This is a genomic window from Aeromonas rivuli (assembly GCF_020149575.1).
Taxonomy (GTDB): Bacteria; Pseudomonadota; Gammaproteobacteria; order Enterobacterales; family Aeromonadaceae; genus Aeromonas; species Aeromonas rivuli.
In genome coordinates this window covers 1268582-1294572 of sequence record NZ_CP079742.1, presented here as the reverse complement: position 1 = coordinate 1294572, position 25991 = coordinate 1268582, and the positions used below count along the sequence as shown (strand labels likewise).

Genomic DNA, 25991 nt, shown 5'->3' with positions numbered 1-25991 from the left:
TTATTTTTATTTTCAATTTCCACATTACCCTTGATATCAGCCTTAAGCTCTTCAAGTATATTGTATTTTTCGATTCGCCGACCAACCCGAGGAGGTGTGTGGTAGTTGAACTCCCTGATGGATGAAATAAAACGTAAAATGTCATATATGAAAATAAAATTTTCATAATCATCTGCCGGAGCAATTTTCTTACTGTACATCACATCATGTGATTTATTTTCCTCAATGAATAAATCTATCTCACTTATTTCACCTACACTTAACCCCTTCGCACCCAACCCTTCCCGCAAGAACGCACCGTGCACATTTTTTCTTGTCCGTTTAGCCGCGTGAACCCACTTTTCATCACAATCATATATTGCATAGGGCCTCCCCTCATTGGGGGCAATGTTTATTTCTCTAGTTTTTCTGGCTTTCCTTTTTCGTGTTCGCGTTAAAGGTGTTGAAGGAGATGTCACGTTATCATCGCGGGCAGAGGAGTTGGTTTGAGATGATTTATTTTCTTCAATGTAAGCATCTTTAGTCTTGACTTTTTTAACAGGCTCCCTTCTCTGGAACTTTGCTATCCCTCCAATATCTCTCTTTAATTTTTTGCTTATATTTTTCACTATCTCATCCCCTTCAGCCTAAACGTGCATCATTAAAATAACAAAAACCAGAATAATTTTATTTTAAAAACGTAAACAACACCCTATCTCGCCTAAACACAACAGCAACCACTTACAGAGTGGCTTGGTATCTTTTAATATAACATGGCCGTACTTGCAATGTTGTGTGAGAGGTGGGATTTTGCTGGATTCTATCTGTTCCCCCCTCCAGTTTTTCATTAAAAAATGATGTGGCATCCGCCTTTAGATGCCTTACATGCTCATGGCTACACCTTGAAAAAGATAGATTAGAGCCCCATGCAACTAACTTTTCAGCATAATCTCTTCTTTTTTCGCTCACCAACTAATCGAGTTAATCGGTTTTTTTTAACTGCCCCGTCCTTCTGATGAAACAACCCGCCATGTCATCAGGAGTACACCATGAGCACTGCTATCAAAGTCCTACGCATCAAAGACCTCATCGCTAAAATTGGCATGGCTCGTTCCACCATATACGACTGGATGAATCCCAAGTCCCCTCGTTATGACGAGACATTCCCCAAACCGTTTAAGATAGGCCAGTCATCTATAGGCTGGTTTGAGCATGACGTAGACTGTTGGCTTATTCTTCGAAGCCAGTCCTGAGTTATTAACTTTTAGTCGCCATCAGGCTCCTTAACTTCCAGTTATTGTTCGAGCTTTTTTATAGCTGATGACTCGTCCAAATACGCTATCTCTTCTTATATTTGATTTTCATTCTTGGCACGAGTGTCGAGGCTTAGCGAGTTTGGGTTTATATATTATTTAATATCACTTCTATTCATTATCACTACCTCAGCACTCCCATACCCACTACGTACACCACGCATTACCACCCAACACCATGGATACCTCAGTATCCTCATGCTACTCCCGCATACCACTACACCACGTAACGTGGTGGTCATGCAGCCTGTATAGCAAATGCCATCCTACCAATTACCTCCCCTCTATACGCGTGTGCCAATCACACAGCGTAGGAATAACCCTGCCTAAACGAGGCCATCATGTTTAATACCGTAAGACTCTTAAATATTCTGCCGCTGGCACGTAAACTCCAGCATACGACTTTCCCAGTCGTCATCGTGGCATATACCCCTATCCGCGAGTTGCATATAGATTGCCTAGACCAGTCATTATCGACTTGTCTCTTTAGCGCATTGGAGACCGTGCGTGATTATTTCTACTGTCACACCGAGATATCCTCAGCCCACCCCACCATCGAGCTATTCCTGACACATATGCGAGCAGTGCCCAGATTACACCTCGCCAGGATGCCCTCCCTCGATAGCCAGACGGCCCATAAACTGGCCGATGCTATCAATAACGCTCTGGGAGCCTTCCTAAGCGCGTCCAATAGTCAGTCGCACCGTAAGCGTCTCAATAACCTTCAACGTGTTGAGAAACGCAATCAGCTCAGCATAGCGACCTATATCAACAGTCTATTCGCTCAACATGCCAAACTATTATTCATTCGTTTGGATATCGGGTATCGTGAGGCCCACTACCATCGATTAACTGCGGATAATATCACCCATGACTTGCGTCATTACCTGAGCGTAATACCGCGACGATTCAAACATCTGGTGGGATATATCTGGAAGATAGAATACGGCATCGACCGGCGTTTCCATTTCCACCTCACGTTCATCTTCAACGGAGCTGAGCATCAGCAAGATATCTCATTGGGTAAAACGCTGGGTGAGCAGTGGGAGGCCATCACCGATGGACAGGGGAACTATTACAACTGCAATAGCCGTCGAGTCCAGTACCAGGAGTGGGGGACCGATGGGATAGGGATGGTGCATTACGCTGATTCTGGCAAACAGGCCCTACTACTGGACGCTCTCGGCTATCTGACCAAATCTGATGAACGTATATTGGCAGCCTTGCCAAAGGGCCGCCGGACCTTCGGACGAATGGAGGTCCCATTAGTTCACCCTCGCACAGGGAGACCACGGTTATCGCTCCGCCGTTTCGATTGAAAAAAATCTCAGGTAGATATCATCAAGGGACGCCAAGCAGAGATCGCCGTAAATCCGCTTGGAAGAGCCATTGTGGCCTCCCAAGTTCTCGAACCTGGCATCGGATGTCAGCGAGTCACTAATACTCACAGAGTGGGATTAAGGCGCTAATCGCGCAACCAGTTTATCAACCACCTCCAACAGCAGCGCCCTGTCTGCTGTATCGAGTTTGGCCAACCGCTGACTAAGCACAATACCTTGCTCGGTAGGGCGGTTGCTGGTTTCACGCAGAAAGTCTGCAAGCTCGCATTCAAACAGCTGAGCGAGCTCTGCCAATCGCACCACTGTCGGCACCACGAGACCTCGTTCCATCCGGGAGATGGCCTCCATACCTATCCCTAGGTGTTCTGCCACTTGCTCCTGAGTCAGCCCCACCTGCTGTCGTTGACGTCCTATCGCTTTACCTACGCTCTTGGCTAGCTCTTCAAAGTTGATGTCAGTCATAAGTCCTCCAGTCAACTCGTATGGTTGACCATGGACCCATTGACATTAAGGACCCTTTGCGATGAGGATCACCTCAATAGATCTAATTCGTTAAAATACTCACACCAACATCGAAAGGAGTTCAACACGACCTAACCCTTATCCCCCTTCAGTAGTGTTTGGCTATCGGCCAGCACCACCATTAACCCATTGCGTTAATCACTGTTAACCCGACAGGCTTGCTTCGTCGGCCAGGTATCCCTTTGCCATGTTTACCCAGGAGGCATCATGAATCACACACTGCTTTATCCCTTACTGCTGGCCTGCGGCCTATCAATGAGTGCCTGCAATGCAGAGTCCACCGATAGCCCCGAATTCGACCTTGATGTGTACTACACCGCTATTGGGCGAGCGCAGTTTCGAGCCACCTCGCTTAACGACAACCCGATCCGCATCAGCAAGATCATCGTCAATGACGGCCAGAGCCAATGCCAGGTGCTGGTGAAAAATCTCGGTAGCGGGGAATTCGCAAATGTCTACTACTTACCACGCAGGCTTAATTACATGGAAAGTGCCGTATTCACAATGACAGACCCTTGTCGATTAAAGGACGTCACGTTCATCACCGACCAAGGCAACGCGTCCTACACCTTCGATTAACCCCCATCAAGAGATATCACATGCTCCTCAATCTCAGCAGAACAATCATTTTGGCCAGCACTCTTTGTTGCCCCTATTCCTTTGCAGCCCTGTCCCCGTCAGCACCCACTGTGGTGTCGAGCAAACAAAGTCAAATCGAAGGCACGTTGCAATATGCCAGCCTAAAGTACTGGGTAGAGACCGTCTCGGGACAGCAGGTGGAATTGCTTGCTAAAGAAGCAGACGAACCGCACCTGATGAATTTGGTAGCCCAGCACATCACGCTAACCGGCACGCTGAAAACATACTCAAATGGGAGTGTCTATTTCGAGCCAACACTCTCGGCTCCAGCCTCAGCAGACATTGCCATCAACCCACAGGACGATGGCACTATCGTGGTAGCTCATGGCGAACAGGTTCTGTTGAGTACTGACATGTACCATTCCATTACCATCAATCATGAGCAACCATTGGCGCAGGGAAAAGCCGTGTTGCTCGAACTCAACTCCGGTGGCATCGCCTGTCCGGTGCTCTATCAGCTGGCCGTCATCCGACCGGATGCACTTCCCCTGCTCACTCCCACCTTCGGCACCTGTAGCGACCTGGGCAAGCTGAAGCATGACGCCAACGGCTTCACGCTGGTCCTGCCAGGCAACCCCGCCGAAACCTGGGCCTGGGATAGCCGCACCATGGCACTGCGCAAGCAATCCTGACCTGCCGGGTAATCATCTCTCACCTTCCATCATCAAGGGCACCCTCGCGGTGCCCTTGGTCTTTATGCCGTTTGCCATGTAAGGAGTCATGGATGCCATTACCACAATCGGGGGACCACCTCGTGTCACCCCGTATCGGCTATCAGCACCACGGGTTGTTCCTGGGTGACCATCAGGTTATCCACTACCGGGGTGTCAGTGCCGGTGAACGCTCAGGTCAGGTTGCCATCACCTCACTGGCTGAGTTTTGCCAACGCCAAGGCTACCACGTTCAGCACCACGGGATGCGGGCCTATAACCGAGAAGAAAGCATCGACCGGGCTTACTCCCGCCTCGGGGAAGCGCACTACAGCACGCTCTTGAACAACTGTGAGCACTTCGTGCGCTGGTGTATCGACGGCTTTCACTACAGCAAGCAGATTAACCAGCTTATCGCGACAGGCTGGGTAGCCCATCAGGCCATTCGTGCAGTGACACATCCCTCCACGGCTTCGCCCCCCCTGACCCTCTCGGGGCTGGCCACCCGCACGGTATTGAATCCCCCAGCAACCACCGCCGTCGCCGCTGCCGCCAGCTCGCTACTGAGCACCACCGCGGCTCCCATCACCCTTTCCCTCGTGGCCACCTACGGCCTCTACCGCGCCTGGCGCTGGTTTCGGGATTAACGACAAGGACACCCCATGATGACCATGCCATTTCATGGCCACTGCCAGCGGGAGTATTTCACCACCACTGCAAACAGGGAACAGGAGGTAAGTGATGACTAACGAACTGCCGCTCTCCCATTACTCACGCCAGTGGCTGGGCCTGGTCGCCGCCAAGGCCAAGCTGCTGCCAACTCACCAGGGCGAGCGCTGGTTGCTGCACCTTACTCCTGATAGCCCACATGCCCGCACTGTCACGCTGCATCTGCGCTGGTCTGGGGCGCAGTGGCAACTGCGCTCCCTCACCAATGCTGATGACTGGCGCACCATGAGTCAGCCCGTGGATGAAATCTGCGTTGACCCCACGCGCCGCTGTTTTTGGCGCTGCCAGGCTGGACCGGTCCCGCTCTCTGAGCAGCCCCGCGTGCTGGCAAGCTTCCTGGCTGACCTGCAGCGAATTTGCACCCAGCGCGGCTATCGCGTGGAGAGTGACCCCTTACCCCAAAAGGAGGCACACGATGCCCAAACAACCGATAGCCGTTGAGCTGGAAGCCATCAATCGAGAGGGAGAAACACAAGTGGTGCGTGATAGTGGCCTGACCGTACAGGGCTACAGCATCTACCTGCGGGCGGTAGAGGCCAGCGGATTGGCCCTGGCCACATGGGTAGCTGACTACGAGACCATCAGCCCTGCCTACCAACTGGCAGATCGCTTGAGCCTGGTACTGGCCATCCCGCTCACCGTGCTGGTCCCCGGATCGCTGATGCCGGTGAAGCGTGAATCCACAACCACGGCAGGAGTCACCACCACTGCCAACTGAACACCCCTTTCGAGCAAACCAACAACACCTCTGCATTTAGCCCCGGTATGCCTCGTGCCGGGGTTTTTCTTTTTCAGGAGACCACCATGCGTTACCACAAACTCAAAGCCGGGGAGTGCCCCGGCACCTATGTCGTCACCGAACCCGTGACCGAGCAAGACCTGCTGCATATTGCCAATCAGATTGCCCGTAAGCGCCTGGCCAAAGGCACCGCTATTACCAGTACCACTGTCGCTGCCGAGCGACTGCAAACCTTGTTACAAGACCGGGAGCACGAGGTGTTTGGTGCACTGTTCCTCGACTCCCAACACCGTGTACTGGCCTTTGAGGAGCTGTTTCGCGGCACCTTGGGCAGCGCCAGCATCTATCCACGGGAAGTGGTCAAGCGGGCCCTGATGCTCAACTGTGGGGCCATCATCGTGGTGCACAATCACCCCAGCGGCGACCCGGAGCCGAGCCACTCAGACCGGGTCTTTACTCAGGCCCTCAGAGAGGCCTTAGCTCTGGTGGATGTGCGGTTGCTCGATCATCTGGTGGTTGGCGTTGAGGGCGTGGTATCGCTGGCTGAACGGGGGATGCTTGTCGGATAGCGCCTAGCAAGAGCACGATACGGGTCTCGGTCTGCGCCTTGTGCTGCGCCGTAGTCCGTACCACGAAAAGCCGTTACCTCTAAACCGAGTTCATTCAACCCGACCCTTCTGTGCCTCAACACGGATATCAGTCACAACCAGCATGATCCCGATAATCCATCGCGCTCAACAGGGCCACCTCACCAAAGGTGGCCTTTGTCATTTCAAGGAACCACCGACATGTCTGCTTTTATGATTGACCGCAAGGACTACCTTGCCTTTGCCGTACAGTTACACCGTTTCTGCAATGCCCCGATGCCACCCGATTACACCCTGGAACTTCTGCGCACCCTCTGGTGGATGCCGCCAGCAGACACGACCAGTACCTGGGCGTGGCGGGTTGACCGGTTAGCACGGCTGATGATGCTCGCTAATCGCTGGGCGGTCTGGCATCGCTATCAGCGGGGACGCCAGCAAGACAGCAAGGAACCACGTCAGCACCGCTCGACCAAGCTAAGCCAGCTTAAACCAGCCCATCGTTACCACCAGGCGCCACTCACTGATGCCGAACTGGTGGCGCTGTATAAATTCACCTGCTGCGCCCTGTACCAATCGAGCGAATGGACCGGCAGCCCTGAACAGGCCCCCCGGCTAGTGAAGGTGATACAGCAGTTGCAACAAGCTCTCACCCAAGACGTGCTGACCCGGCTGTCACTGTGGGACCAAGCCCCTTGGGGAGAGATGTGATGGTCAGAACAGTCACTCACACCCTTCTTCATCAGGAGCAATACCATGATCGAATTCAGCGATAGCTTTAGCCAGGCCGCCGTGGCGGAGGCTATGTGTGCCCATCCAGGGCTTGCCAAGCTCATCAGCCAACAGTTGATGCTGCCGAGCTTTGCCTATGCCCACGATGTGGAAGGGAGGCTTATTGGTGGCCCACTGGTCGCCCCTAATCCTGTGCTGCACAAGACCACGCTCTTTGTCAGTCCACGGGATATGCGTGAACACCTGCCACGTGAGATTAACTTCGCCCGCTTCCGCTGCACCTGTAATGCAGTGGGTCAACCGGTCGGCGAGTGGCAACGGGTGATAGTCGGTGCCTACGTTAACCATGGCAGCAACGACGCGCCGGATTGGAGTAGCCATACATGACCATGACAACGCCCACTGCGCCACCAATGGTTCCAGAGGCCGCTATTACCAGGCTCCGAGCCCATATCGAGGAGTTCATCGCACTGGCGCTGACCCACAAGCTCGATGCGCAGCTGGCCAGTCTGATGCGCTCCGGCGTACTGAACCTGAATAACTGGGACGGGGCAAATCTGGTCCTGCCTCGCACCGTGACCACCGCGCTGCTGGAGGCTGCCGCCGAGCGGGTGATTTGGCACAGCCACCGCCGTCGCTATCAACGAGCCGTCAACCGCCTCAAGCAATCGCTATAGACAATCCCCCCACAACTGCACACCACCACCCCATGCAGCCCCTCATACCGAGGGGCTGTTTGCATTTGAAGGAACCACACCATGCACGGCCTGCGTGATTACAAGACCCTGACGCCGAAGCAGATTACAACTGCCATCAGTCAGCTCAACCACAACACTACGCCAAAGATAATGAGCCACCTCGCATTGCGGGCCAGACAGCCGCACCCGCTCGGTAATAGTCGCAGCAGAGCCAAGGCCATCACGCTGCTGCGCCGAGTCAAGAAAGCCCACAAAGCGGGCCGTATCCCGTTTGAACTTACAGTGACCGGCTGCCGCATCGACCGGGGTAGCCATCAAGCAGACCGTTACTACTACGACAGGACGCTACTGGCCCAAGGCTGGCAGCAGTACGACACCGAGGAGGACGCCTGGTATTTCGGTATCTGGATTAACACAGAGAAGCGCGAGACCTTTACCTATGCAGAGGGCGATACCTGCCATGTGATAGCACCGAACGTCGAGGCGTTTTACTCTGAATTGGCGCGGCTCTATCAGTACCACCCGCAAGCCCCAGCATTTATCAGTATCGACCCGGAAGCGGGCGTTGTGGCCCGCCATTTTGAAGCCAAGCCGGAGGTGTGAGATAGCTAAGAGCATCACCATCAAGGTGCCTGGCAAACATCCACAAACCGGCGAACTCACCACCTTTGAGCTCAAGGGTCAGCGCATCGATATCGACATCGGCGGGCAGGCCGTGCCCTTCCTCATTCATGGGAGAGGTATCGGTACGTCGTTCACCCACATCCCGAGCGGCTACCGCATAGCCCTGCTCGGCGGCTGGCTCACCGCTCGTTACGCCATACCCGAAAATAAGCCCAGCAGAACAGTCTGCGCCCAGATGGCAATAGACCGACTAGTGGCCCAGTACGGCTCGCGGCACCTGCTGGACCGACTCAACTGCAAGCCGGTTATCAATGAGACAGCTGACTGCGCTCGTTGACGCCCCACCGTCTCGCTCATCCACAAACAGCATAGAGGACCAGCCCTCACAGGCTGGCCCTTGGAATCGACGGAGTAATTTCTCATGACTCGTCTTATCACCGGGCTCGAGGTGCATCGCTATGCCCCCGAGCTCAACAAACTGCATCTGCGCAACCGCCAAACGTTACCAGCGCCCGGAATCACCACCATCAAAGAGGCCAAAGCCCGCCTGTTTGGCCGATGGCAGCCAGGACATCAGGTGACCATCACGGTGAGCCACCCTGACTACACCAATCTCTCCCGGCTCTACCGGGGGCGACTGGCAAGCCTGACCGACCTCCCAGCGCATCTGACCAGATTGCGCCAGCGTCACAACGTGCCCGGCACCCGCATCGATATTCAACTGAGGTATCGCTAATTATGACCATGAGCCATTCCACATACTCTGACCCTGCTGCCCACAATTCAGAGTTACAAGTTCCCGCACAAGCCCCCAGCATTAGCTGGGGTCTGCCGCGTGATATCTCCCCACGCTTTGGCGCTCGTCTGATACAGAGTCGCTACCGGCTCGATTTTCTATCCGATCGAGCCAGTCTGATAGGTGACTGGAGTGAGGTGCTGATAGCCAAACTCGACCAAGCTTTCCCGGAAATCATCAAGGCGCTGGAAGCAAAATTGCTGACCGGCGAACTAGATGCCCAACGTCAACACTGCATCACTATCCAGCACGGCGGTTTCACCTGTGAAGCCGATACCTTGGGCAGCCATGGATATCTCTATATCTGCATTTACCCTGCGACGAGCACGGATGCCAATCCTGGTAGCAAAGCGTGACCACAAATCCGCTTGTGGTAACATTTTGGCACCTACTCGTCCGTGATAAGTGGGTAGGTCTTGGGGAAGGCCATTTATGGCCTTCCCTTTGTTTTTGTCCCGCATTTCCCTGTTAATTAAAACAGCAGCTTGCCTGCAATCGGTCAGCCATTCTGGTAGACTGGCGGCCACTTTGAGGCTGTGCCAACCCGCTCGAACGATCACGAAAAAACATCCATTTGAACCTCGTGATAAACGGTGGCGCTACTCCTCCTCCTGACATCCGCTATCGCTTCCCATCATCCGGCGACACAAGAGCCATGCGTATGCGGTTAATTCCTCAGGCCACACTTTTTGCATTCCGGGGTAACCCGGAGACAGGAAAACAACATGGATCACAGTGTTCATAACAAACTCGTCTCTTTTATCTGGAACATCGCCGACGACTGCCTGCGCGACGTTTACGTCCGTGGCAAATACCGTGATGTGATCTTGCCGATGGTGGTATTGCGCCGCCTGGATACCTTGCTCGAACCCACCAAGGAAGCAGTCCTGGAAGAGGTCCGCTTCCAGCAGCAGGAGATGAATGCAGTCGAGCTGGACGAAGAGCCCCTCAAGGCAGCTTCTGGTTATGTCTTCTACAACATCTCCAAGTGGACGCTTAAATCCCTGTTGAGCGCAGCCACCAACAACCAGCAGATCCTGCTGGCAAACGTCAATGAATACCTCAACGGCTTCAGTGATAACGTCAAGGAGATCGTCAACTGCTTTAACCTCAAGGCGCAGATCCGCCATATGGCTGAAAAGCAGGTGTTGCTCGATGTGATTGAGAAGTTCGTCTCCCCCTATATCAACCTTACCCCCAACGATATTGAAGACCCGGAAGGCAACAAGCTGCCCGCCCTCAGCAACCTCGGGATGGGGTATGTGTTTGAAGAGTTGATCCGCAAATTCAACGAAGAGAACAACGAAGAGGCCGGGGAACACTTCACCCCGCGCGAGGTGATCGAGCTGATGACCCACCTGGTGTTTGATCCCATCAAGGATCAGTTGCCGCTCACCATGACGATCTATGACCCAGCCTGTGGTAGCGGCGGCATGCTGACCGAATCCCAGGGCTTTATCGAAGAGAAATACCCGGCTACCGGTGTCAGCCGTGACATTCACCTCTATGGCAAGGAGATCAACGACGAGACTTACGCAATTTGTAAGTCCGACATGATGATCCGGGGCAATGATCCGGCCAACATCAAGGTGGGGTCCACCCTATCGACCGATGAATTCTCCCATATGCGCTTTGACTTTATGCTCTCCAACCCGCCCTACGGCAAAAGCTGGGCGTCAGAGCAAAAGCACATCAAAGATGGCAGTGATGTGATCGACAGCCGCTTCAAGGTAAAACTGGCCGATTACTGGGGCGTGGTCGATCCCAAAGGCTGTGACGCCACCCCGCGCTCCAGCGATGGTCAGTTGCTGTTCCTGATGGAGATGGTCAACAAGATGAAATCCCCATCGACCAGCCCCCTGGGCAGCCGAATCGCCTCGGTGCATAACGGCTCCAGCCTGTTTACCGGCGATGCGGGCAGTGGTGAGAGCAATATCCGTCGCTACCTTATCGAAAACGACATGCTCGAGGCCATTGTCCAGCTACCGAACAACCTGTTCTATAACACCGGCATCACCACCTATATCTGGCTGCTCAACAACCACAAGCCTGCCCATCGGCAAGGCAAGGTGCAGCTTATTGATGCCAGCCTGCTCTATCGCAAACTGCGCAAGAACCTGGGTGACAAAAATTGCGAGTTCTCTCCCGAACATATTGAGGAGATCACCAACACCTACCTCGCCTGTGCCAATGTAGAACGCCTGTTGGATAGTAAGGACGATCCGGTCGGCATTGCCAGCAAGGTGTTCAATAACGAGGACTTTGGTTACCACAAGGTGATGGTGGAGCGTCCGGATCGTCGCAAGGCTCAGTTCAGTCGCGATCGTCTCAACGCCCTGCGTTTTGACAAATCCTTAAACGAGGTGATGGAACACTGCTTTGCCGAGTATGGCGAGCAGGTCTATCAGGATGGGTTCCTGACCGAGCACAGCAAGCAGATCCTCGAGTGGTGCGAGAAAAACGAGATAAGTCTGAACAACAAGGCCAAAGAAAAGCTGCTAAGCACCGATTTCTGGTGCGCTGCCCGCACTCTGTTCGATACGGCTCATACCCTGATGCAGGAGATCGGTGAAGCCGAGTTTAACGACTTCAACCTGTTTAAGGCGCAGGTCGAGGCGACGCTCAAGGCCAATAAGCTCAAACTCTCCGTCACAGAAAAAAATGCCCTGTTCAATGCCGTGAGCTGGTATGACGAGACCGCCGCTAAGGTAGTGAAAAAGGTGGTGAAACTGAATGCCGACAAGCTGGGTGAACTGCTGGAGCTCTACAGCTGTGAAGAGTCCGACCTGCCCGACTTTGGTTATTACCCCACAGGTAAGAAAGGTGAGTTCGTCACCTATGAGAGCAGCAGCGATCTGCGCGATAGCGAATCGGTTCCACTTACCCAGAGCATCTACCAGTACTTTATCGACGAGGTGCAGCCCCATGTGGCAGAGGCCTGGCTCAATATGGAGTCGGTCAAGATTGGCTATGAGGTGAGCTTTAACAAATATTTCTACCGCCATAAGCCGCTGCGCTCGCTCGAGGCCGTAGCCAAAGAGATCCTGGCGCTGGAACAGCAGGCAGATGGCTTGATTGCCCAGATTTTGGGGCTCGCGACAGCCCAATCCCAGGCATAAGCAGGAGACAAAAATCATGACACTGACTGCTATGCCGAAATATGAAGTCTATAAAGACTCTGGGGTAGATTGGTTAAGTAATATCCCTTCCCATTGGCGACCATTAGCTAACAAACATATTTTTAAAATCAGAAAAACGTTAGTTGGCAAACGTTCAAAGCAATATGATTTGTTGTCATTGACTCTACGTGGAGTAATAAAGCGCGACATGGAAAACCCTGAGGGTAAATTCCCTGCAGAGTTTGACACATACCAAGAAGTCAATTCTGGCGATTTTGTTTTCTGCCTTTTTGATGTTGAAGAAACACCTCGAACTGTTGGTTTATCTCTGTTTAATGGCATGATCACTGGAGCCTACACAGTTTTTGAGGTTGACAAATCATTCGACAGGAAATTTCTCTATTATTTTTATCTGAACCTAGATCAGGGCAAAAGGTTAAAGCCATTATACAGAGGCCTAAGGAATACAATTCCTAAGGATGCATTTATGGCATTCAAGACCTTTATTCCTCCGCAATGGGAACAAACCGCCATCGCCAATTTTCTGGATGCGAAAACCGCCCAGATTGACGAGGCCATTGCTATCAAGGAGCAACAGATCGCGCTGCTTAACGAGCGCAAGCAGATCCTGATCCAGCAAGCCGTGACCCAAGGTCTCGACCCTAATGTGCCGATGAAAGATTCTGGTGTTGCGTGGATTGGTAAGATTCCGGAACATTGGGATATTCGTAAATTACGGTATTTAGGTCAGACTCAGAATGGGATTAGTGCAAGTGCAGAGTATTTCGGTCATGGATATTCCTTTGTTAACTATAGTGACGTATATAAAAATAGACAATTACCGGCAGTTGTAAGCGGATTGGCCAATTCGTCAGAATATGAACAGAATTTATATTCCGTTCAAGATGGTGATGTGTTCTTCACGAGAACATCCGAAACCATAGAAGAAATTGGTTTTGCATCAATTTGTTTTGAGACAATTCCTCATGCAATATTTTCTGGTTTTTTAATAAGATTCCGACCAGTTAAAAATATTATAACTAAGGAGTACTCGAAATATTACTTCAATGCTCCAATGCTAAGAAACTATTTTGTGAAAGAAATGAACCTTGTAACAAGGGCATCACTAAGTCAGGAGTTGTTGAAAAACTTACCTGTAATTATTTCACCTAAACAAGAGCAATTAGAAATATTTTCTCACCTTGAAGAAATAAGTAAAAAGTTTAATGCTGCTATTGATATCGCTTTTTCAGAAATAGAAAAGATCAAAGAATATAAAACAACACTGATTAATAGTGCCGTCACCGGCAAGATTAAGGTGGTGTAGCCATGGCCAGCCAAACGCCACAATCACGACGTTTGGCTGCAATAGCGCAATACGGTCAAAGCCCAAGGGAAAATGGTTTTTATCAGTGCCAAGTCAAGATGACCATGGGCAGGTAAACGAGAACAAAAGAGCAGGGAGTATTGATGGTCAGCAACACCAAAGAACAGGCCCTTGAAGCGGCCATTGAGCAGGCTCTGACCGGCCAGTGTCTGGAAACGCTAGGCAATAGCATTGGCGAGGGTGCCGCCGTCTACGCCAAGCCACACCATGGTTTTGTGTTAGGGCAAGCCGGTGATTTTGACAAACAGTACGCCATCGATAAGCGGCTGTTCTGGCAGTTTCTTGAAACCACCCAGGCCATGGAGCTGGCCAAACTCCAGCAGCATCATCCCCACGATTGGCAGCGCAAGGTGCTGGAGCGCTTCGATCGCATCATTAAAAAGCAGGGGGTGCTGCATCTGCTGAAAAAGGGCCTGAGCGTTGATGATGCTCACCTGACCTTGATGTATCCGGCGCCGCTGGCTAGCAGCAGCGCGACGGTAAGCCAGGATTTTGCTGCCAACCTCTTTAGTTGCACCCGGCAGGTGGCCTATTCGGCGCAAAACCCCAAGCAAGAGATCGACATGGTGCTGTTTATCAACGGCATCCCGCTGATAACCCTTGAGCTGAAAAACCACTGGACCGGCCAGAATGCCTGCTATCACGGTCAGAAGCAGTACCGTGACGATCGCGATATCAGCCAACCCCTGCTGCACTTTGGTCGTTGTCTGGTGCATATGGCGGTGGATACCGACGAGGTCTATATGACCACCAAGCTGGCTGGCAAGGCGACCTTCTTTCTGCCCTTTAACAAAGGGCATCGCCATGGCAAGGGGAATCCGCCCAACCCCTACGGCCATAAGAGCGCTTACCTGTGGCAAGAGGTCTTTAGCAAGGAGAGCCTGGCCAATATCATCCAGCACTTTGTGCGTCTGGATGGGTCTGCCAAAGAGCTGCTGAGCAAACGCACCCTGTTCTTCCCCCGTTACCATCAGCTGGATGTGGTGCGCAAGCTGGTGGACCATGCCGCTCACCATGGTGTCGGCCAGACCTACCTCATTCAGCACTCGGCGGGCTCCGGCAAATCCAACTCCATCACCTGGGCGGCATATCAGCTGATCGAGGTTTATCCGCATAGCACTGACGTACATGGTGCCAAGGCCGTCGATCAGCCGCTGTTTGATTCCATCATTGTGGTTACCGACCGGCGACTGCTGGACAAGCAGCTGCGTGAGAACATCAAGGAGTTCTCCGAGGTCAAGAACATCATTGCGCCAGCCAACAAGTCATCCGAGCTCAAGTCGGCCCTTGAGAACGGCAAGAAGATCATCATCACCACCATCCAGAAGTTCCCGTTTATCGTCGATGGCATCAGCGATCTGAGCGACAAGCGTTTTGCGGTGATTATCGATGAGGCGCACAGCTCACAATCCGGTGATGCCCACGGCAAGATGAACGCGGCGATGGGCAAGCTGCAGGAAGAGGAGGTGGAGGACACCCAGGACCTGATCCTGCAGGCCATGCGCTCGCGCAAGATGCGTGGTAACGCCTCCTATTTCGCTTTTACCGCCACGCCGAAGAACACCACGTTGGAGAAGTTCGGCCAGTTGCAGCCGGATGGCACCTTCCAGCCGTTTCACCTCTATTCGATGAAGCAGGCCATTGAGGAGGGGTTCATTCTCGATGTGGTGGCTAACTACACCACCTATCGCAGCTACTACGAGATCAGTAAGTCCATTGAAGAGAACCCGCTGTTTGACAGTAAAAAGGCGCAGAAGAAGCTGCGGGCTTATGTGGAAGGCAGCCAGGAGACGATCGACGTCAAGGCCGAGATCATGCTCGAACACTTCATCCCCCATGTGGTGAATGCCAAGAAGCTCAAGGGCAAAGGCAAGGGGATGGTGGTGACGCAGAGCATCGTCTCTGCTATCCGCTATTACAAGGCCATCACCCGCCAGCTGGAGGCTATGGATAATCCGTTCAAGGTGCTGATTGCCTTCTCTGGCAGCAAGGAGGTGAATGGCGTTGAGTACACCGAGGCTGATCTCAACGGCTTTGCCGAGGGCGATACCCGCGACAAGTTTGATACCGATGAATATCGCCTGCTGATTGTGGCCAACAAATACCTGACCGGTTTCGATCAACCCAAGCTGTGTGCCATGTATGTCGATAAAAAGTTGAACGGCGTTCTGTGCGTGCAGGCGCTATCCCGCCTGAACCGGGCCGCGCCAAAATGGGGCAAGAAGACCGAAGATCTCTTTATTCTCGACTTCTTCAACCCGGTTGAAGAGATCAAGTCATCGTTCGATCCCTTCTACACCGCGACCTCACTCTCTGGCGCCACCGACATCAATGTGCTACATGAGCTCAAGGATGCGCTGGACGATATCGGTGTCTATGAGTGGTTCGAGGTCGAGGAGTTTGTTGCACGTTACTTCAATAACGAAGATGCTCAACTGCTCAGCGCCATCATCGATGTGGCCGCTGACCGTTTCAACCATGAGCTGGAGCTGAGTAACGAAGAGAAGGCCGATATCAAGATCAAGGCCAAGCAGTTCGTGAAGATCTACGGCCAGATGGCTGCCATCATGCCTTACGACATGCTGACCTGGGAGAAGCTGTTCTGGTTCCTTAAGTTCCTGATCCCCAAACTCAAGGTGCAGGACCCTGATGCCGACCTGCTCGATGAGTTGCTCGAATCTGTGGATCTCTCCTCCTACGGCCTGCAGCGCGTGAAGCTCAACCATGCGATCACCCTGGATGACGAAGAATCTGAGCTGGAGCCACAAAACCCCAATCCACGCGGCGCCCACGGTACCGAGAAAGAGACCGACCCGCTGGATGAGATCATCAGGAGCTTTAACGAGAAGTGGTTCCAGGGCTGGAGCTCGACACCGGAAGAGCAGCGGGTGAAGTTCATTAATATCCTCGATAGCGTGAAGAAGCACCCAGACTTTGAATCAAAGTATCAAAACAACACTGACCCGATTAACCGTGAGCTGGCCTTCGAGAAGATCATGAAAGAAGTCATGCTGGCACGAAGAAAAGATGAGCTGGAGCTTTATAAGCTGTTCGCTAATGATCCTGCGTTCAAGGCATCCTGGATGCAAAGCGCACAGAGGATGGTGGGGTTGTAGATGCGCAGCTGGAGATAATGCCAGAGGGCTCGAACTATATTCGTCAACCTTTGATCCAAGAGCAGAATTTAGGCGTGGCAAGCACCAATTATGATTTGGCAGACTTGCTCTCACGCGCCACTAATACCAAAGGCAACCTATGAACATTGAACAGATCACGCTAAAAAACTTCCGGCGTTTTGCCGCACTAACGGTGACACTTCATCCGCAGTTGACCGTACTGGTTGCGCCAAATGGTGCTGGTAAATCGACCATACTGGATGCCATCGCAGTGGCAGTTAGCCCATTTGTCACAGCCTTTGATTTGGGTAAAGGGCGGCCCATTGCCAAGTCGGATGCACGCTACCAACGTATGGAACAGGCCACGAGCAGTGAACAAATGTTCCCGGTTGAAATCGCAGCCACTTTTCGTGAGCCAGCATGTCAGATCAAACGAGCACTGACCGGTCTTAACAACAAAACCACAATCAAAGAAGCCAGCGACCTGGTGTCATTTGGTGATGAGTTTATGTTAAAGGTTCGTAATCTTGAGGCGGTCACATTGCCGGTTGTTGCTTACTACGGTACTGGGCGCTTGTGGCAAGAGCATCGGAATATGGAGCGCAAGTCCGTGCTCAGCGCTAGCCGCAGCATGGGCTATGAAGATTGCCTGTCTACAGCATCAAACTACAAACAGCTGCAACAGTGGTTTAGCAAAGCCACCCTGGCAGAGTTGCAGCAGCAACAAATGTCGGATGTCTATCAGGGATACTCCCTCAAAGAGCAAATTGAGGGGATACAGTTGGCCATTGAAAAAGTATTGAGGCCCTCATCGGGTTGGCAAAACTTCCATTTCAGTTTTTCCCATGAAGAGCTGGTCATGTTCCATCCCGAGCAGGGGGTTTTACCGGTAAGTCTGCTCAGTGATGGGGTGCGAGCCATGGTGTCGCTGGTGGCCGATTTAGCTTGGCGTTGTACCAAGCTCAACCCGCAACTAGGAGCACAGGCGGCTGTACAAACGTCAGGTTTGGTGTTGATTGACGAGGTTGATATGTTCCTACACCCAGCTTGGCAACAGCAGGTGTTAGGTGCACTGCAACAGGCGTTTCCCAAGATTCAATTTATTGTCACCACCCATAGCCCGCAGGTGATCAGTACGGTGCATGATGACAGCATCCGAATTATCACTGGAGAGCAAGTTTGTAATGCCCCCCAAGGTACTCAAGGCGCAGAGTCTGCTCGCGTTTTACGAAGCATATTTTTGGTTGACCCAAGACCAAAGTCTGACCCGATGGCAATTTTACTAACCGATTATCTTGATATGGTTTACGACGACAATTGGAGTGATCCTTCGGCCTTAGAAATGAGAGCTCGTCTAAATGAGCATTTTGGCCTCGAAGAACCTGCTTTAACAGCGGCAGACCTCTACATCGAGAACAAGTTGTGGGAGCGTAGCCTTGAAGAAGATCAGTAAATCTCTACCGCCTAATCCGCTGACCAACTTTGCTGCAGAGAATCCATTGGCGAGTTGGGATCCTGATTTTCGTGGCCATAACCAAAGTCGAGATTACAAGGATGTACGTGGTTTGATGCTGCACGATCAAGGGGGTCTGTGTGGCTACTGTGAAAGTAAGGTTATTGATCAGCTTGAACATAAGCAGCGAGTAGAACACTTCCATGACAAATCTGATCAGAGTGATCTGATCGCGCATAACTGGGGATTGGATTGGCAAAATGTCTTTGCAGTCTGCGTTGGCGGTAGTGACGCGGATAAGACGATTCATCCACTCCCTGACAATTTGAGTTGTGATGCACATAAGGGGCACTTGAAAGGCGAGCTCAACGAGGCACCGGAAGGCTATTTGCTCAACCCACTAACCATGCCCTCCTCTCCATGCTTGTTTGCCTTTGATAAACGAACAGGGGAGCTTAAGGCAAATCCAGCTACATGTGCCGAAGTGAACATTGTTGATAATCGTTTTGCCACAGTTCAAGAACTGGTTGATAACACTATAAAAATACTGAATCTTAACTGTCCAAGGTTAACTGCTCAGCGTCTAGAAGTGTTAAAAGCCTACAACCAGGCTATTAAAATTGCACACGCAAAAAATGATCAACAGTGTTTTACAAAATTGTCAGCGCGTTGGTTTGGTAGCAAATGGCCCGCGTTTTTTACTACTCGTCGCTTGTTGTTAGGTAGCCATGCTGAGTCCTACCTGGCCTCGATTCACTACGGTGGATAAACAGTGATACCTCTGAATAACAAGGCCGATAGCACAAGAGAGGGCCAACGGCCCTCTCTTGCATTAGAGAAAACTAGGAAGATAAGCGCTATATGGTGTCCAAAGCCGTTCATCTAGATAGCATGCCAGCCAACATCAAATGGCATACCTAGTGGCATACCAAAAATCACAGATACGAAAAAGCCCAACCGAATCAATCAGTTGGGCTATATATATGGCGGAGGAGGTGGGATTTGAACCCACGGATGGTCACCCATCGCCGGTTTTCAAGACCGGTGCATTCAGCCGCTCTGCCACCCCTCCGCAGCAGTGCGACGGATATTACCCATGCTCGGTGCCCTTGTAAATCCCCTGCCAGACTGTTTGCTGCTTTATTGGGCTATTTGGCGCATCTGGTAGACAAAAAGGTCATAATCCATGCTTTTTCAAGCAGATGGCTTGACTTGGGTTATGGCTACACCACTATAGGCAACACTGTAAAAATGCCAGGAAAGATGGAATGAAGACGATCAAGCATGCCCTGTTTTGCGCCCTGGCTGGCGCCTCCCTGCTCGCGGCCCCCGTCCAGGCCAGCGAACTGACCAAGTCCGATGTCGAACAGATAGTGCGTGATTATCTGGTCAAGAATCCGGAAATCCTGGTCGAGATGTCCAACGCCCTGCGTGCCAAGCAGGAGGGACAACAATCCGCGAATGACAAGGCGATGATCCAGTCCCATGCCAAGGAGCTCTATGCCGCCAAGGATCCCGAAACCGGTAATCCCAAAGGCAAGCTGACCGTGATCGAGTTCTTCGATTACAACTGCGGCTACTGCAAACGGGCTCACCCCCTCATCAAGCAGCTGCTGGCCGAAGACAAGGACATTCGCTACATCTACAAGCAGTTCCCCATACTGAGCCCGACCTCCGCCTATGCCGCTCGCGCAGCCCTCGCGGTTGAGCTCAGTCAGCCCGAGAAATATCAGGCCTTCCATGACGCTCTCTATGCCCATCAGGGCCCCCTGGCCAGCGAGGCTCAGGTCAAGCAGATCGCCGAGAGCGCCGGGGTCAACTGGAGCAAGGCCGAGGCCAAGTTCAAGGATGACAGCATAGACAAGGCGCTGGGTACCAACCGAGCCCTTGCCGAAGCCATGAACATCTCCGGCACCCCGGGTTTCATCATCGGCGATCAGATCCTCCGTGGTGCGCCCCGCGACATGGCCAGCCTGCAAGACGTGATCAAAGATGTGCGCGCCGGTAAAGCCATCCAGTAACGGGTTAGTCACACTCTCGCTGTCAAACTAAAACGCCCCGACCATTGGTCGGGGCGTTTTGCTACTTGTCTTGCAGATCAGTCGGCGGTCAGCCCTTATACCCCTCGGGGTTGCCGCTCTGCCAGCGCCAGGTATCTGTCATCATCTGTTCCAGCCCACGCATTGCCTGCCAGCCGAGTTCGGCACTGGCTTTATGGGGTTCTGCCCAGCACTCGGCGATGTCGCCGGGGCGACGCGGTTTTATCTGGTAGGGAATGGTGCGACCACTGGCGGCCTCAAATGCGGCGATCATCTCCAGCACCGAATAGCCCTGACCGGTGCCCAGGTTGTAGGTGAACACCCCGGTGTCGCTCTGGATGCGGGCCAGCGCCTTGAGGTGGCCGATGGCGAGATCCACCACATGGATGTAGTCACGCACTCCGGTGCCATCCGGGGTCGGATAGTCGTTGCCAAACACCCCCAGCGCCTTGAGCTTGCCCACCCCGACCTGGCTGATATAGGGCAGCAGGTTGTTGGGGATGCCGTTGGGGTCTTCGCCGATGAGGCCGCTCTCGTGGGCGCCGACCGGGTTGAAGTAACGGAGCAGGACGATGGCCCAGCGGGGGTCGGACGTAGAGAGATCCCGCAGTATCTCCTCCACCATCAGCTTGGAGCGACCATAGGGGTTGGTGGCACTGGTGGGGAAGTCTTCTCGCAGGGGCACGGAGGCGGGATCGCCATAGACGGTGGCCGAGGAGCTGAACACCAGCCGGAACACGCCAGCCTTGGCCATCTCCTCACACAGCACCAGGGTGCCGGTCACGTTGTTCTGGTAATAGGTGAGCGGGATCTGGCCGGACTCCCCTACTGCCTTCAACCCGGCAAAATGGATAACAGCGTCTATCTGGTGCGAGGCAAACAGCCCCTGCAGGCAGGCTCTGTCGAGAATATCCCCCTCGACGAAGGTAACGGCCTTGCCGGTGATCCGCTCGACCCGCCTGAGAGACTCAAGGGAGGAGTTCGACAGATTATCCAGTACCACCAGTTGCTGCCCGGCATTGAGCAGTTCAACCAGGGTGTGAGAGCCGATATATCCGGCGCCGCCCGTGACCAGTATTGTCATTCTTTTATTCCGTGTTCTGGTGAAACTGGCCAGAGTGTACTCGCCCTGACCCGGCTGGAAAAGAGTGAGATACTAATGAGCCCTCAGCAATCCAGGCCAATATCTCCCCGGGCCGTGCAAGAGCAGGCCAGCACCACTCCCTGCTCCAGCTCAGCCGGAGTCAGGGTCGCCACGCTCTGGCGCTCTATCTCCCCCGTGGTGGTACAACGACAGCTGCCACAGACCCCGGCCCGACAAGCGGCATTGATACGCACCCCCGCCTCTTCCAGGGCGGCGAGCAGGGTCTGCCCCGGCAGTATCTTCACCTGCTTGCCGCTCTTGGTGAGGGTCAGCCAGAAATGGTCGCCAACGGCCGCAACCGGCGCCGCACCCGATGTAACAACAGGCAGGCCGAACGACTCCTGATGCAACTGCGCTGCCGGCAGCCCCAGCTCTGCCAGCATGGTGCTCACCGCTGCCATATAAGGGGCCGGGCCGCACAGATAGACGTGGCGGCCGAGCAGGTCCGGCGCCAGTTCCTTGAGCATGGAGGGTGTGAGACGCCCCACCCAGGGGTGAGCCGCCGGGGCCTCTTCCAATATCAAGGCATGACGCAGCCCGGCATGAGCCTCGGCCAGCGCGGCCAATTCATCGGCGAAGATCACATCCGCTGGCGATCGGGCGCTGTGGACAAAGCGGATGTCCGCGCCAGGCCGTCTGGCCAGCTCGCCACGCAGCATGGCCCACATGGGGGTGATACCGGAGCCCGCGCTCAGCAGCAGCGGCCGCTCGCAGGGCAGCGCAGTCAGATTGAAGTCGCCGAAGGGGCCGTCGGCCCGGATCTGGTCCCCCACCTGCAGGCTCTGATGCAGATGGTGGGAGACCCGCCCCACATCCTTGATGGTGACCTGCCAGCAAGGGTCCTGCGGGCTGGAGGAGAGGGTATAGGCACGGCACTGGGGCTGGCCGTCAATCTCGGTGTGCAGGGTCACGCACTGACCGGCCAGCACAGGGGGCAGCGTGCCCTCGGCGGCGACAAACTGCCAGCTTGTCACGTCGTGGGTGTCGGCGCGGCGGCCAATGCAGCGCAGGGTGAGAGAGGTCATCACAAGGCTCCTCGGTCTGATGAAAAGGTCTGATTCGAAAAAAGGCGAGCCGGGGGCTCGCCAAAGGCTTACAACATGGTGGGCCACGCCCGGATCAGGCCGCCAGTATCTCGGCCAGTTCTGCTTCGGCCGTGGTGGTTCCCTTGAGACCGGACTATGTCTCCAGCGCCTTGATCAGGCAGCCAGGGTCTCGGCCAGATCCGCTTCGGCCGTGGGGGTTCCCTTGAGACCGGACTATGTCTCCAGCACCTTGATCAGGCCGCCAGTATCTCGGCCAGATCTGCTTCGGCCGTGGTGGTTCCCTTGAGACCGAACTGCTCCTCCAGCACCTTGAGCAGGGCCGGGGTGAGGAAGGCCGGGGCGGTCGGGCCGGTGCGGATGTCTTTCACACCGAGCGCCAGCAGGGTGAGCAAAATGACAATGGCTTTTTGCTCGAACCAGGAGAGCACTAGGGTCAGCGGCAGATCGTTGACGCCGCACTCGAACGCCTCGGAAAGCGCCAGTGCCAGCTGGATGGCGGAGTAGGCATCGTTGCACTGGCCCACATCCAGCAGACGGGGAATGCCGCCAATGTTGCCGAAGTCGAGCTTGTTGAACTTGTACTTGCCGCAGCCCAGGGTGAGCAACAGGCTGTCTTGGGGGGCGGCCTTGGCAAACTCGGTAAAGTAGGCGCGCTCGGCCTTGTCGCCGTCACAACCGCCCACCAGGAAGAAGTGGCTGATCTCGCCGGCCTTGACCTTGTCGATCACCGCAGGGGCGGCTTGCATCAAGGCGTTTCGGGCAAAGCCTATGGTGATGAAGTGCTCGAGCTCGGTGTGCTTGAAGCCCTCCAGCGCCTGCGCCTTCGCCACCACGGCGGAGAAGTCATCCCCTTCCAGGTGCGTCACGCCCGGCCAGCCGACGATGGAGCGGGTGAAGATGCGATCGCTATAGTCGCCCACGTTGGGATCTATGATGCAGTTGGAGGTCATCACCACGGCGCCGGGGAAGTTGGCAAACTCTTTTTGCTGGTTCTGCCAGGCGGAGCCGTAGTTGCCCACCAGATGGGGGTACTGCTTGAAGAAGGGATAGGCCAGCGCCGGCAGCATCTCGCCGTGGGTGTAGACATTGATGCCGGTACCAGCGGTCTGCTCCAGGATCAGCTTGAGATCCATCATGTCGTGGCCTGAGACCAGGATGCACTTGCCCGGCACAGGGGTGACGCGCACCTGGGTCGGCTCAGGGTGGCCAAACGCCGTGGTCTCGCCGAGATCCAGCATCTCCATGATGCGGAAGTTGAGCAGACCTATCTCCATGGCGCACTTGAACAGGGGATCCAGATCGCTCGGATCCGTGCTGAGCCAGCTCATGATGCGATGGAATTCGGCCGCCACGGCGCTGTCTTGCTGATCCAGCACCCGGGCGTGCTCCATGTAGGCGGCGGCGCCTTTGAGGCCGTAGAGGCAGAGCAGGCGCAGCCCCATGATGTCTTCGTTGACCTCGCTCTTGCCGCGATTGACCGCGGTCTGCGGCGCATGAGCCAGCTGTTCCAGCAGCTCGGCACCGGGTTCGAAACCGGCGGCGGCGGGCAGATCTCTGACCTGCACCGCCAGCGCGGCCAGACGGTCGGCCAGCTGCTGACGATGAACCAGTGCCTGGTTCACATAGGCCACGATGCGGGCGGAGTCGAAGTTGACGTTGGTGAGGGTGGCGAAGAAGGCCTTGGGCACGAAGGCATCTACCTCGTCATCGACGATGCCGTGCTCGCGGGCCGCCAGCGCCCAGGCGCTGAGGCCCTGCAGGGCATAGATCAGCACATCCTGCAGATCCGAGGTTTCGGCCGTCTTGCCGCACATACCCTGTGCATAAGCACAACCATTGCCTGCGGGGGTACGAATTGTCTGTTCACATTGCACACAAAACATCATGCCTCTCCTAATTGGACATTTCAGTTACTTGTTTTGTGGCGATTCTATGCCCCTCGCCAGCAACTTAATAGGCATTCAATTTGACAATTAAGTTTTCATTGATGCAGATCAAAAACAAAAAAGCCGCCCAAACGGGCGGCAACTGGGTGGATAGCCAGATAAAAAGGAGAAACAATTCAGCGCATTGATACCGGTTATGGGTTCAATCCAGATAGGCTCGCAACATCCACACCAACTTCTCCTGTTGCTGTATGTAGTCAGACAGCAGGGCACTGGTGCCCTCGTCCCCCGCCTCGGCGGCGAGACTCAGGATACGGCGCTGAGTGCCGAGCAATTCGCGAAAACCATCCAGCAGGGAACCGACACAGGCACGGCCGTCATGCAGCCCTTTCTGCTCGGGGATGGCAGACACCTTGAGATAGTCGCTGAAGCTATGGAGCGGCACGCCATCCAGGGTGAGGATACGCTCGGCCAGGGCATCGACTTTCAGCAGCAGATCGTTGTAGATCTCCTCGAACTTCAGATGCAGTTCGAAAAACTGATTGCCGCGGATGTTCCAGTGGAAGCCACGCACATTCATGTAGAGGATCTGGTAGCTGGCCAACAGCTGATTCAGCTCGGTTGCCAGGGCTTGAGATTGGGCGGTATCCAGACCAATTGGATTTTTCATCATGCACCTCCAGATTTGAAAACAGGAGTAGCTTATCGCCAGGCAGACTCAAAAGGTAATCGTTGTTAACTAAGCCGCTGATAGGAATTGGCTATCAGTGCGCTCTCCCGAGGGTCATGATGAGGCTCGGGAGGGCGCAGTGGTCTCCTGTCGCTCGATATAGAGGATCACCTCGCCGAGGTGAATGCCAAGCTTGCTGATCTCGGCCCGGTTGATGAGGCGATCCTCATCGAGCAGATACATCCAGTCATCGAAACTGACCCTCACCACCTGGTCATCCGGCAGCACCAGATCGAGTTGATAGCGCCAGTTGAGGGCAAAGCCTGCGGTTTTGCCCACCGCTTCCCCCACCACATCGCTCGCGGTGCCGCGCCAGTGACCATCCGCCCCCTTGCTCAAGAACCAGGTGCGGGTCTGTTGGCGGCCGTCATCGAAATAGAACTGCTCGAACAGCTCCCCCTTGCCATCCTGCCAATGCCCCTGCATCTCGACCCGGAAGCGACTGGTCACCTCGCCGCTACGGTCGGTCACCAGGCCATGAGCCACCAGCTTGCCGTTGAAGAAGCGGGCAAGATCCCAGTCTGGTCCCTGGCCGCGATAGGTATCGAGGCTCACCCCACAGCCGCCGAGGCAGGCCAGAAGCAGCAAGAGAATGATGCCGCGCCCGCGGCCATGATATCCAGTCATAACGGACTCCTGATGGTGGGACTGCAACCCCCTGGCACTGTGTGGCTCTTGTCTGGAGCCTCCATCACAGGGATCGGGTCAAGCCCGGTGTCAGTGATG

27 protein-coding genes and 1 tRNA gene are annotated in these 25991 nt (G+C 54.2%); 21 read left to right on the top strand and 7 right to left on the bottom strand.

Annotation, left to right across the window (positions count from 1 at the left end):
- Positions 1–1028 precede the first annotated feature (1028 nt).
- Together KYK33_RS06230 and KYK33_RS06225 are read left to right on the top strand one after the other, a co-directional pair.
- The gene (locus KYK33_RS06230; protein ID WP_224432404.1) at positions 1029–1232 is read left to right on the top strand and encodes a helix-turn-helix transcriptional regulator; all 204 of its coding nucleotides are present in this window, start codon (positions 1029–1031) and stop codon (positions 1230–1232) included.
- A gap of 401 nt (positions 1233–1633) precedes the next feature.
- Complete coding sequence (locus KYK33_RS06225) at positions 1634–2611, top strand: YagK/YfjJ domain-containing protein (RefSeq protein ID WP_224432403.1); 978 nt, start codon at positions 1634–1636, stop codon at positions 2609–2611.
- 138 nt (positions 2612–2749) lie between these two features.
- Here the strand turns inward: KYK33_RS06225 and KYK33_RS06220 are convergent, their stop codons facing one another.
- The gene (locus KYK33_RS06220) at positions 2750–3094 is read right to left on the bottom strand and encodes a helix-turn-helix domain-containing protein (RefSeq protein ID WP_224432402.1); all 345 of its coding nucleotides are present in this window, start codon (positions 3092–3094) and stop codon (positions 2750–2752) included.
- A 267-nt stretch (positions 3095–3361) separates the two neighbouring features.
- Here KYK33_RS06220 and KYK33_RS06215 point away from each other — a divergent pair, with 267 nt between their 5' ends.
- The 18 genes from KYK33_RS06215 (at position 3362) to KYK33_RS06130 (ending at position 19189) form a co-directional block, all read left to right on the top strand.
- Positions 3362–3733, top strand: coding sequence for a hypothetical protein (locus KYK33_RS06215; RefSeq protein WP_224432401.1), 372 nt, complete (start codon positions 3362–3364; stop codon positions 3731–3733).
- Positions 3734–3753: 20 nt separating this feature from the next.
- A complete protein-coding gene (locus KYK33_RS06210) occupies positions 3754–4425 on the top strand; it encodes a hypothetical protein (protein WP_224432400.1) in 672 nt (223 codons plus the stop codon).
- Between the two features lie 92 nt (positions 4426–4517).
- On the top strand, positions 4518–5090 hold the full coding sequence (locus KYK33_RS06205; protein ID WP_224432399.1) for a lecithin retinol acyltransferase family protein: 573 nt from the start codon (positions 4518–4520) through the stop codon (positions 5088–5090).
- Between the two features lie 94 nt (positions 5091–5184).
- The gene (locus tag KYK33_RS06200; protein WP_224432398.1) at positions 5185–5613 is read left to right on the top strand and encodes a hypothetical protein; all 429 of its coding nucleotides are present in this window, start codon (positions 5185–5187) and stop codon (positions 5611–5613) included.
- The gene (locus KYK33_RS06195; RefSeq protein WP_224432397.1) at positions 5588–5890 is read left to right on the top strand and encodes a hypothetical protein; all 303 of its coding nucleotides are present in this window, start codon (positions 5588–5590) and stop codon (positions 5888–5890) included. The genes KYK33_RS06200 and KYK33_RS06195 overlap by 26 nt, the downstream gene beginning before the upstream one ends.
- 86 nt (positions 5891–5976) lie before the next feature.
- A complete protein-coding gene (gene radC / locus KYK33_RS06190) occupies positions 5977–6480 on the top strand; it encodes a RadC family protein (protein ID WP_224432396.1) in 504 nt (167 codons plus the stop codon).
- 219 nt (positions 6481–6699) lie between these two features.
- Positions 6700–7206 carry a hypothetical protein gene (locus KYK33_RS06185; protein ID WP_224432395.1) on the top strand — a complete coding sequence of 169 codons (507 nt, stop codon included), beginning with the start codon at positions 6700–6702 and terminating at the stop codon, positions 7204–7206.
- A 45-nt stretch (positions 7207–7251) separates the two neighbouring features.
- Positions 7252–7614: a hypothetical protein gene (locus KYK33_RS06180; protein ID WP_224432394.1), complete on the top strand. Its 363-nt coding sequence runs from the start codon at positions 7252–7254 to the stop codon at positions 7612–7614.
- A gap of 26 nt (positions 7615–7640) precedes the next feature.
- Positions 7641–7904, top strand: coding sequence for a hypothetical protein (locus tag KYK33_RS06175; RefSeq protein WP_224432393.1), 264 nt, complete (start codon positions 7641–7643; stop codon positions 7902–7904).
- An 81-nt stretch (positions 7905–7985) separates the two neighbouring features.
- The gene (locus tag KYK33_RS06170; protein WP_224432392.1) at positions 7986–8528 is read left to right on the top strand and encodes a hypothetical protein; all 543 of its coding nucleotides are present in this window, start codon (positions 7986–7988) and stop codon (positions 8526–8528) included.
- A gap of 1 nt (position 8529) precedes the next feature.
- Complete coding sequence (locus tag KYK33_RS06165; RefSeq protein WP_318010418.1) at positions 8530–8886, top strand: hypothetical protein; 357 nt, start codon at positions 8530–8532, stop codon at positions 8884–8886.
- An 84-nt stretch (positions 8887–8970) separates the two neighbouring features.
- Complete coding sequence (locus tag KYK33_RS06160; RefSeq protein WP_224432390.1) at positions 8971–9285, top strand: hypothetical protein; 315 nt, start codon at positions 8971–8973, stop codon at positions 9283–9285.
- A gap of 2 nt (positions 9286–9287) precedes the next feature.
- On the top strand, positions 9288–9701 hold the full coding sequence (locus tag KYK33_RS06155) for a type IV toxin-antitoxin system YeeU family antitoxin (protein ID WP_224432389.1): 414 nt from the start codon (positions 9288–9290) through the stop codon (positions 9699–9701).
- 369 nt (positions 9702–10070) lie between these two features.
- Complete coding sequence (locus tag KYK33_RS06150) at positions 10071–12464, top strand: type I restriction-modification system subunit M (RefSeq protein ID WP_224432388.1); 2394 nt, start codon at positions 10071–10073, stop codon at positions 12462–12464.
- A 16-nt stretch (positions 12465–12480) separates the two neighbouring features.
- Positions 12481–13791 carry a restriction endonuclease subunit S gene (locus tag KYK33_RS06145; protein WP_224432387.1) on the top strand — a complete coding sequence of 437 codons (1311 nt, stop codon included), beginning with the start codon at positions 12481–12483 and terminating at the stop codon, positions 13789–13791.
- Between the two features lie 143 nt (positions 13792–13934).
- Positions 13935–16967, top strand: a complete 3033-nt coding sequence (locus KYK33_RS06140) for a type I restriction endonuclease subunit R (protein ID WP_224432386.1) — start codon at positions 13935–13937, stop codon at positions 16965–16967.
- A gap of 139 nt (positions 16968–17106) precedes the next feature.
- Positions 17107–18420: an AAA family ATPase gene (locus KYK33_RS06135; protein WP_224432385.1), complete on the top strand. Its 1314-nt coding sequence runs from the start codon at positions 17107–17109 to the stop codon at positions 18418–18420.
- A complete protein-coding gene (locus tag KYK33_RS06130) occupies positions 18404–19189 on the top strand; it encodes a retron system putative HNH endonuclease (protein ID WP_224432384.1) in 786 nt (261 codons plus the stop codon). The genes KYK33_RS06135 and KYK33_RS06130 overlap by 17 nt, the downstream gene beginning before the upstream one ends.
- 215 nt (positions 19190–19404) lie before the next feature.
- Here KYK33_RS06130 and KYK33_RS06125 read toward each other — a convergent pair.
- Positions 19405–19492: transfer RNA gene (locus tag KYK33_RS06125), tRNA-Ser, on the bottom strand.
- 196 nt (positions 19493–19688) lie between these two features.
- Here KYK33_RS06125 and KYK33_RS06120 point away from each other — a divergent pair.
- Positions 19689–20441, top strand: coding sequence for a DsbA family protein (locus KYK33_RS06120; RefSeq protein ID WP_042041457.1), 753 nt, complete (start codon positions 19689–19691; stop codon positions 20439–20441).
- Positions 20442–20529: 88 nt separating this feature from the next.
- On the opposite strand, the gene galE is transcribed toward KYK33_RS06120, so the two are convergent.
- The 5 genes from galE to KYK33_RS06095 form a co-directional block, all read right to left on the bottom strand.
- A complete protein-coding gene (galE, locus tag KYK33_RS06115; protein WP_224432383.1) occupies positions 20530–21543 on the bottom strand; it encodes a UDP-glucose 4-epimerase GalE in 1014 nt (337 codons plus the stop codon).
- A gap of 83 nt (positions 21544–21626) precedes the next feature.
- Positions 21627–22628 (bottom strand): hybrid-cluster NAD(P)-dependent oxidoreductase, encoded by a 1002-nt coding sequence (locus tag KYK33_RS06110; RefSeq protein ID WP_224432382.1) that lies wholly within the window; start codon positions 22626–22628, stop codon positions 21627–21629.
- A 254-nt stretch (positions 22629–22882) separates the two neighbouring features.
- Positions 22883–24532 (bottom strand): hydroxylamine reductase, encoded by a 1650-nt coding sequence (gene hcp, locus KYK33_RS06105; RefSeq protein ID WP_224432958.1) that lies wholly within the window; start codon positions 24530–24532, stop codon positions 22883–22885.
- Between the two features lie 205 nt (positions 24533–24737).
- Positions 24738–25205: a Dps family protein gene (locus tag KYK33_RS06100; protein ID WP_224432381.1), complete on the bottom strand. Its 468-nt coding sequence runs from the start codon at positions 25203–25205 to the stop codon at positions 24738–24740.
- A gap of 114 nt (positions 25206–25319) precedes the next feature.
- On the bottom strand, positions 25320–25892 hold the full coding sequence (locus KYK33_RS06095; RefSeq protein WP_224432380.1) for a DUF3833 domain-containing protein: 573 nt from the start codon (positions 25890–25892) through the stop codon (positions 25320–25322).
- Positions 25893–25991 lie beyond the last annotated feature (99 nt).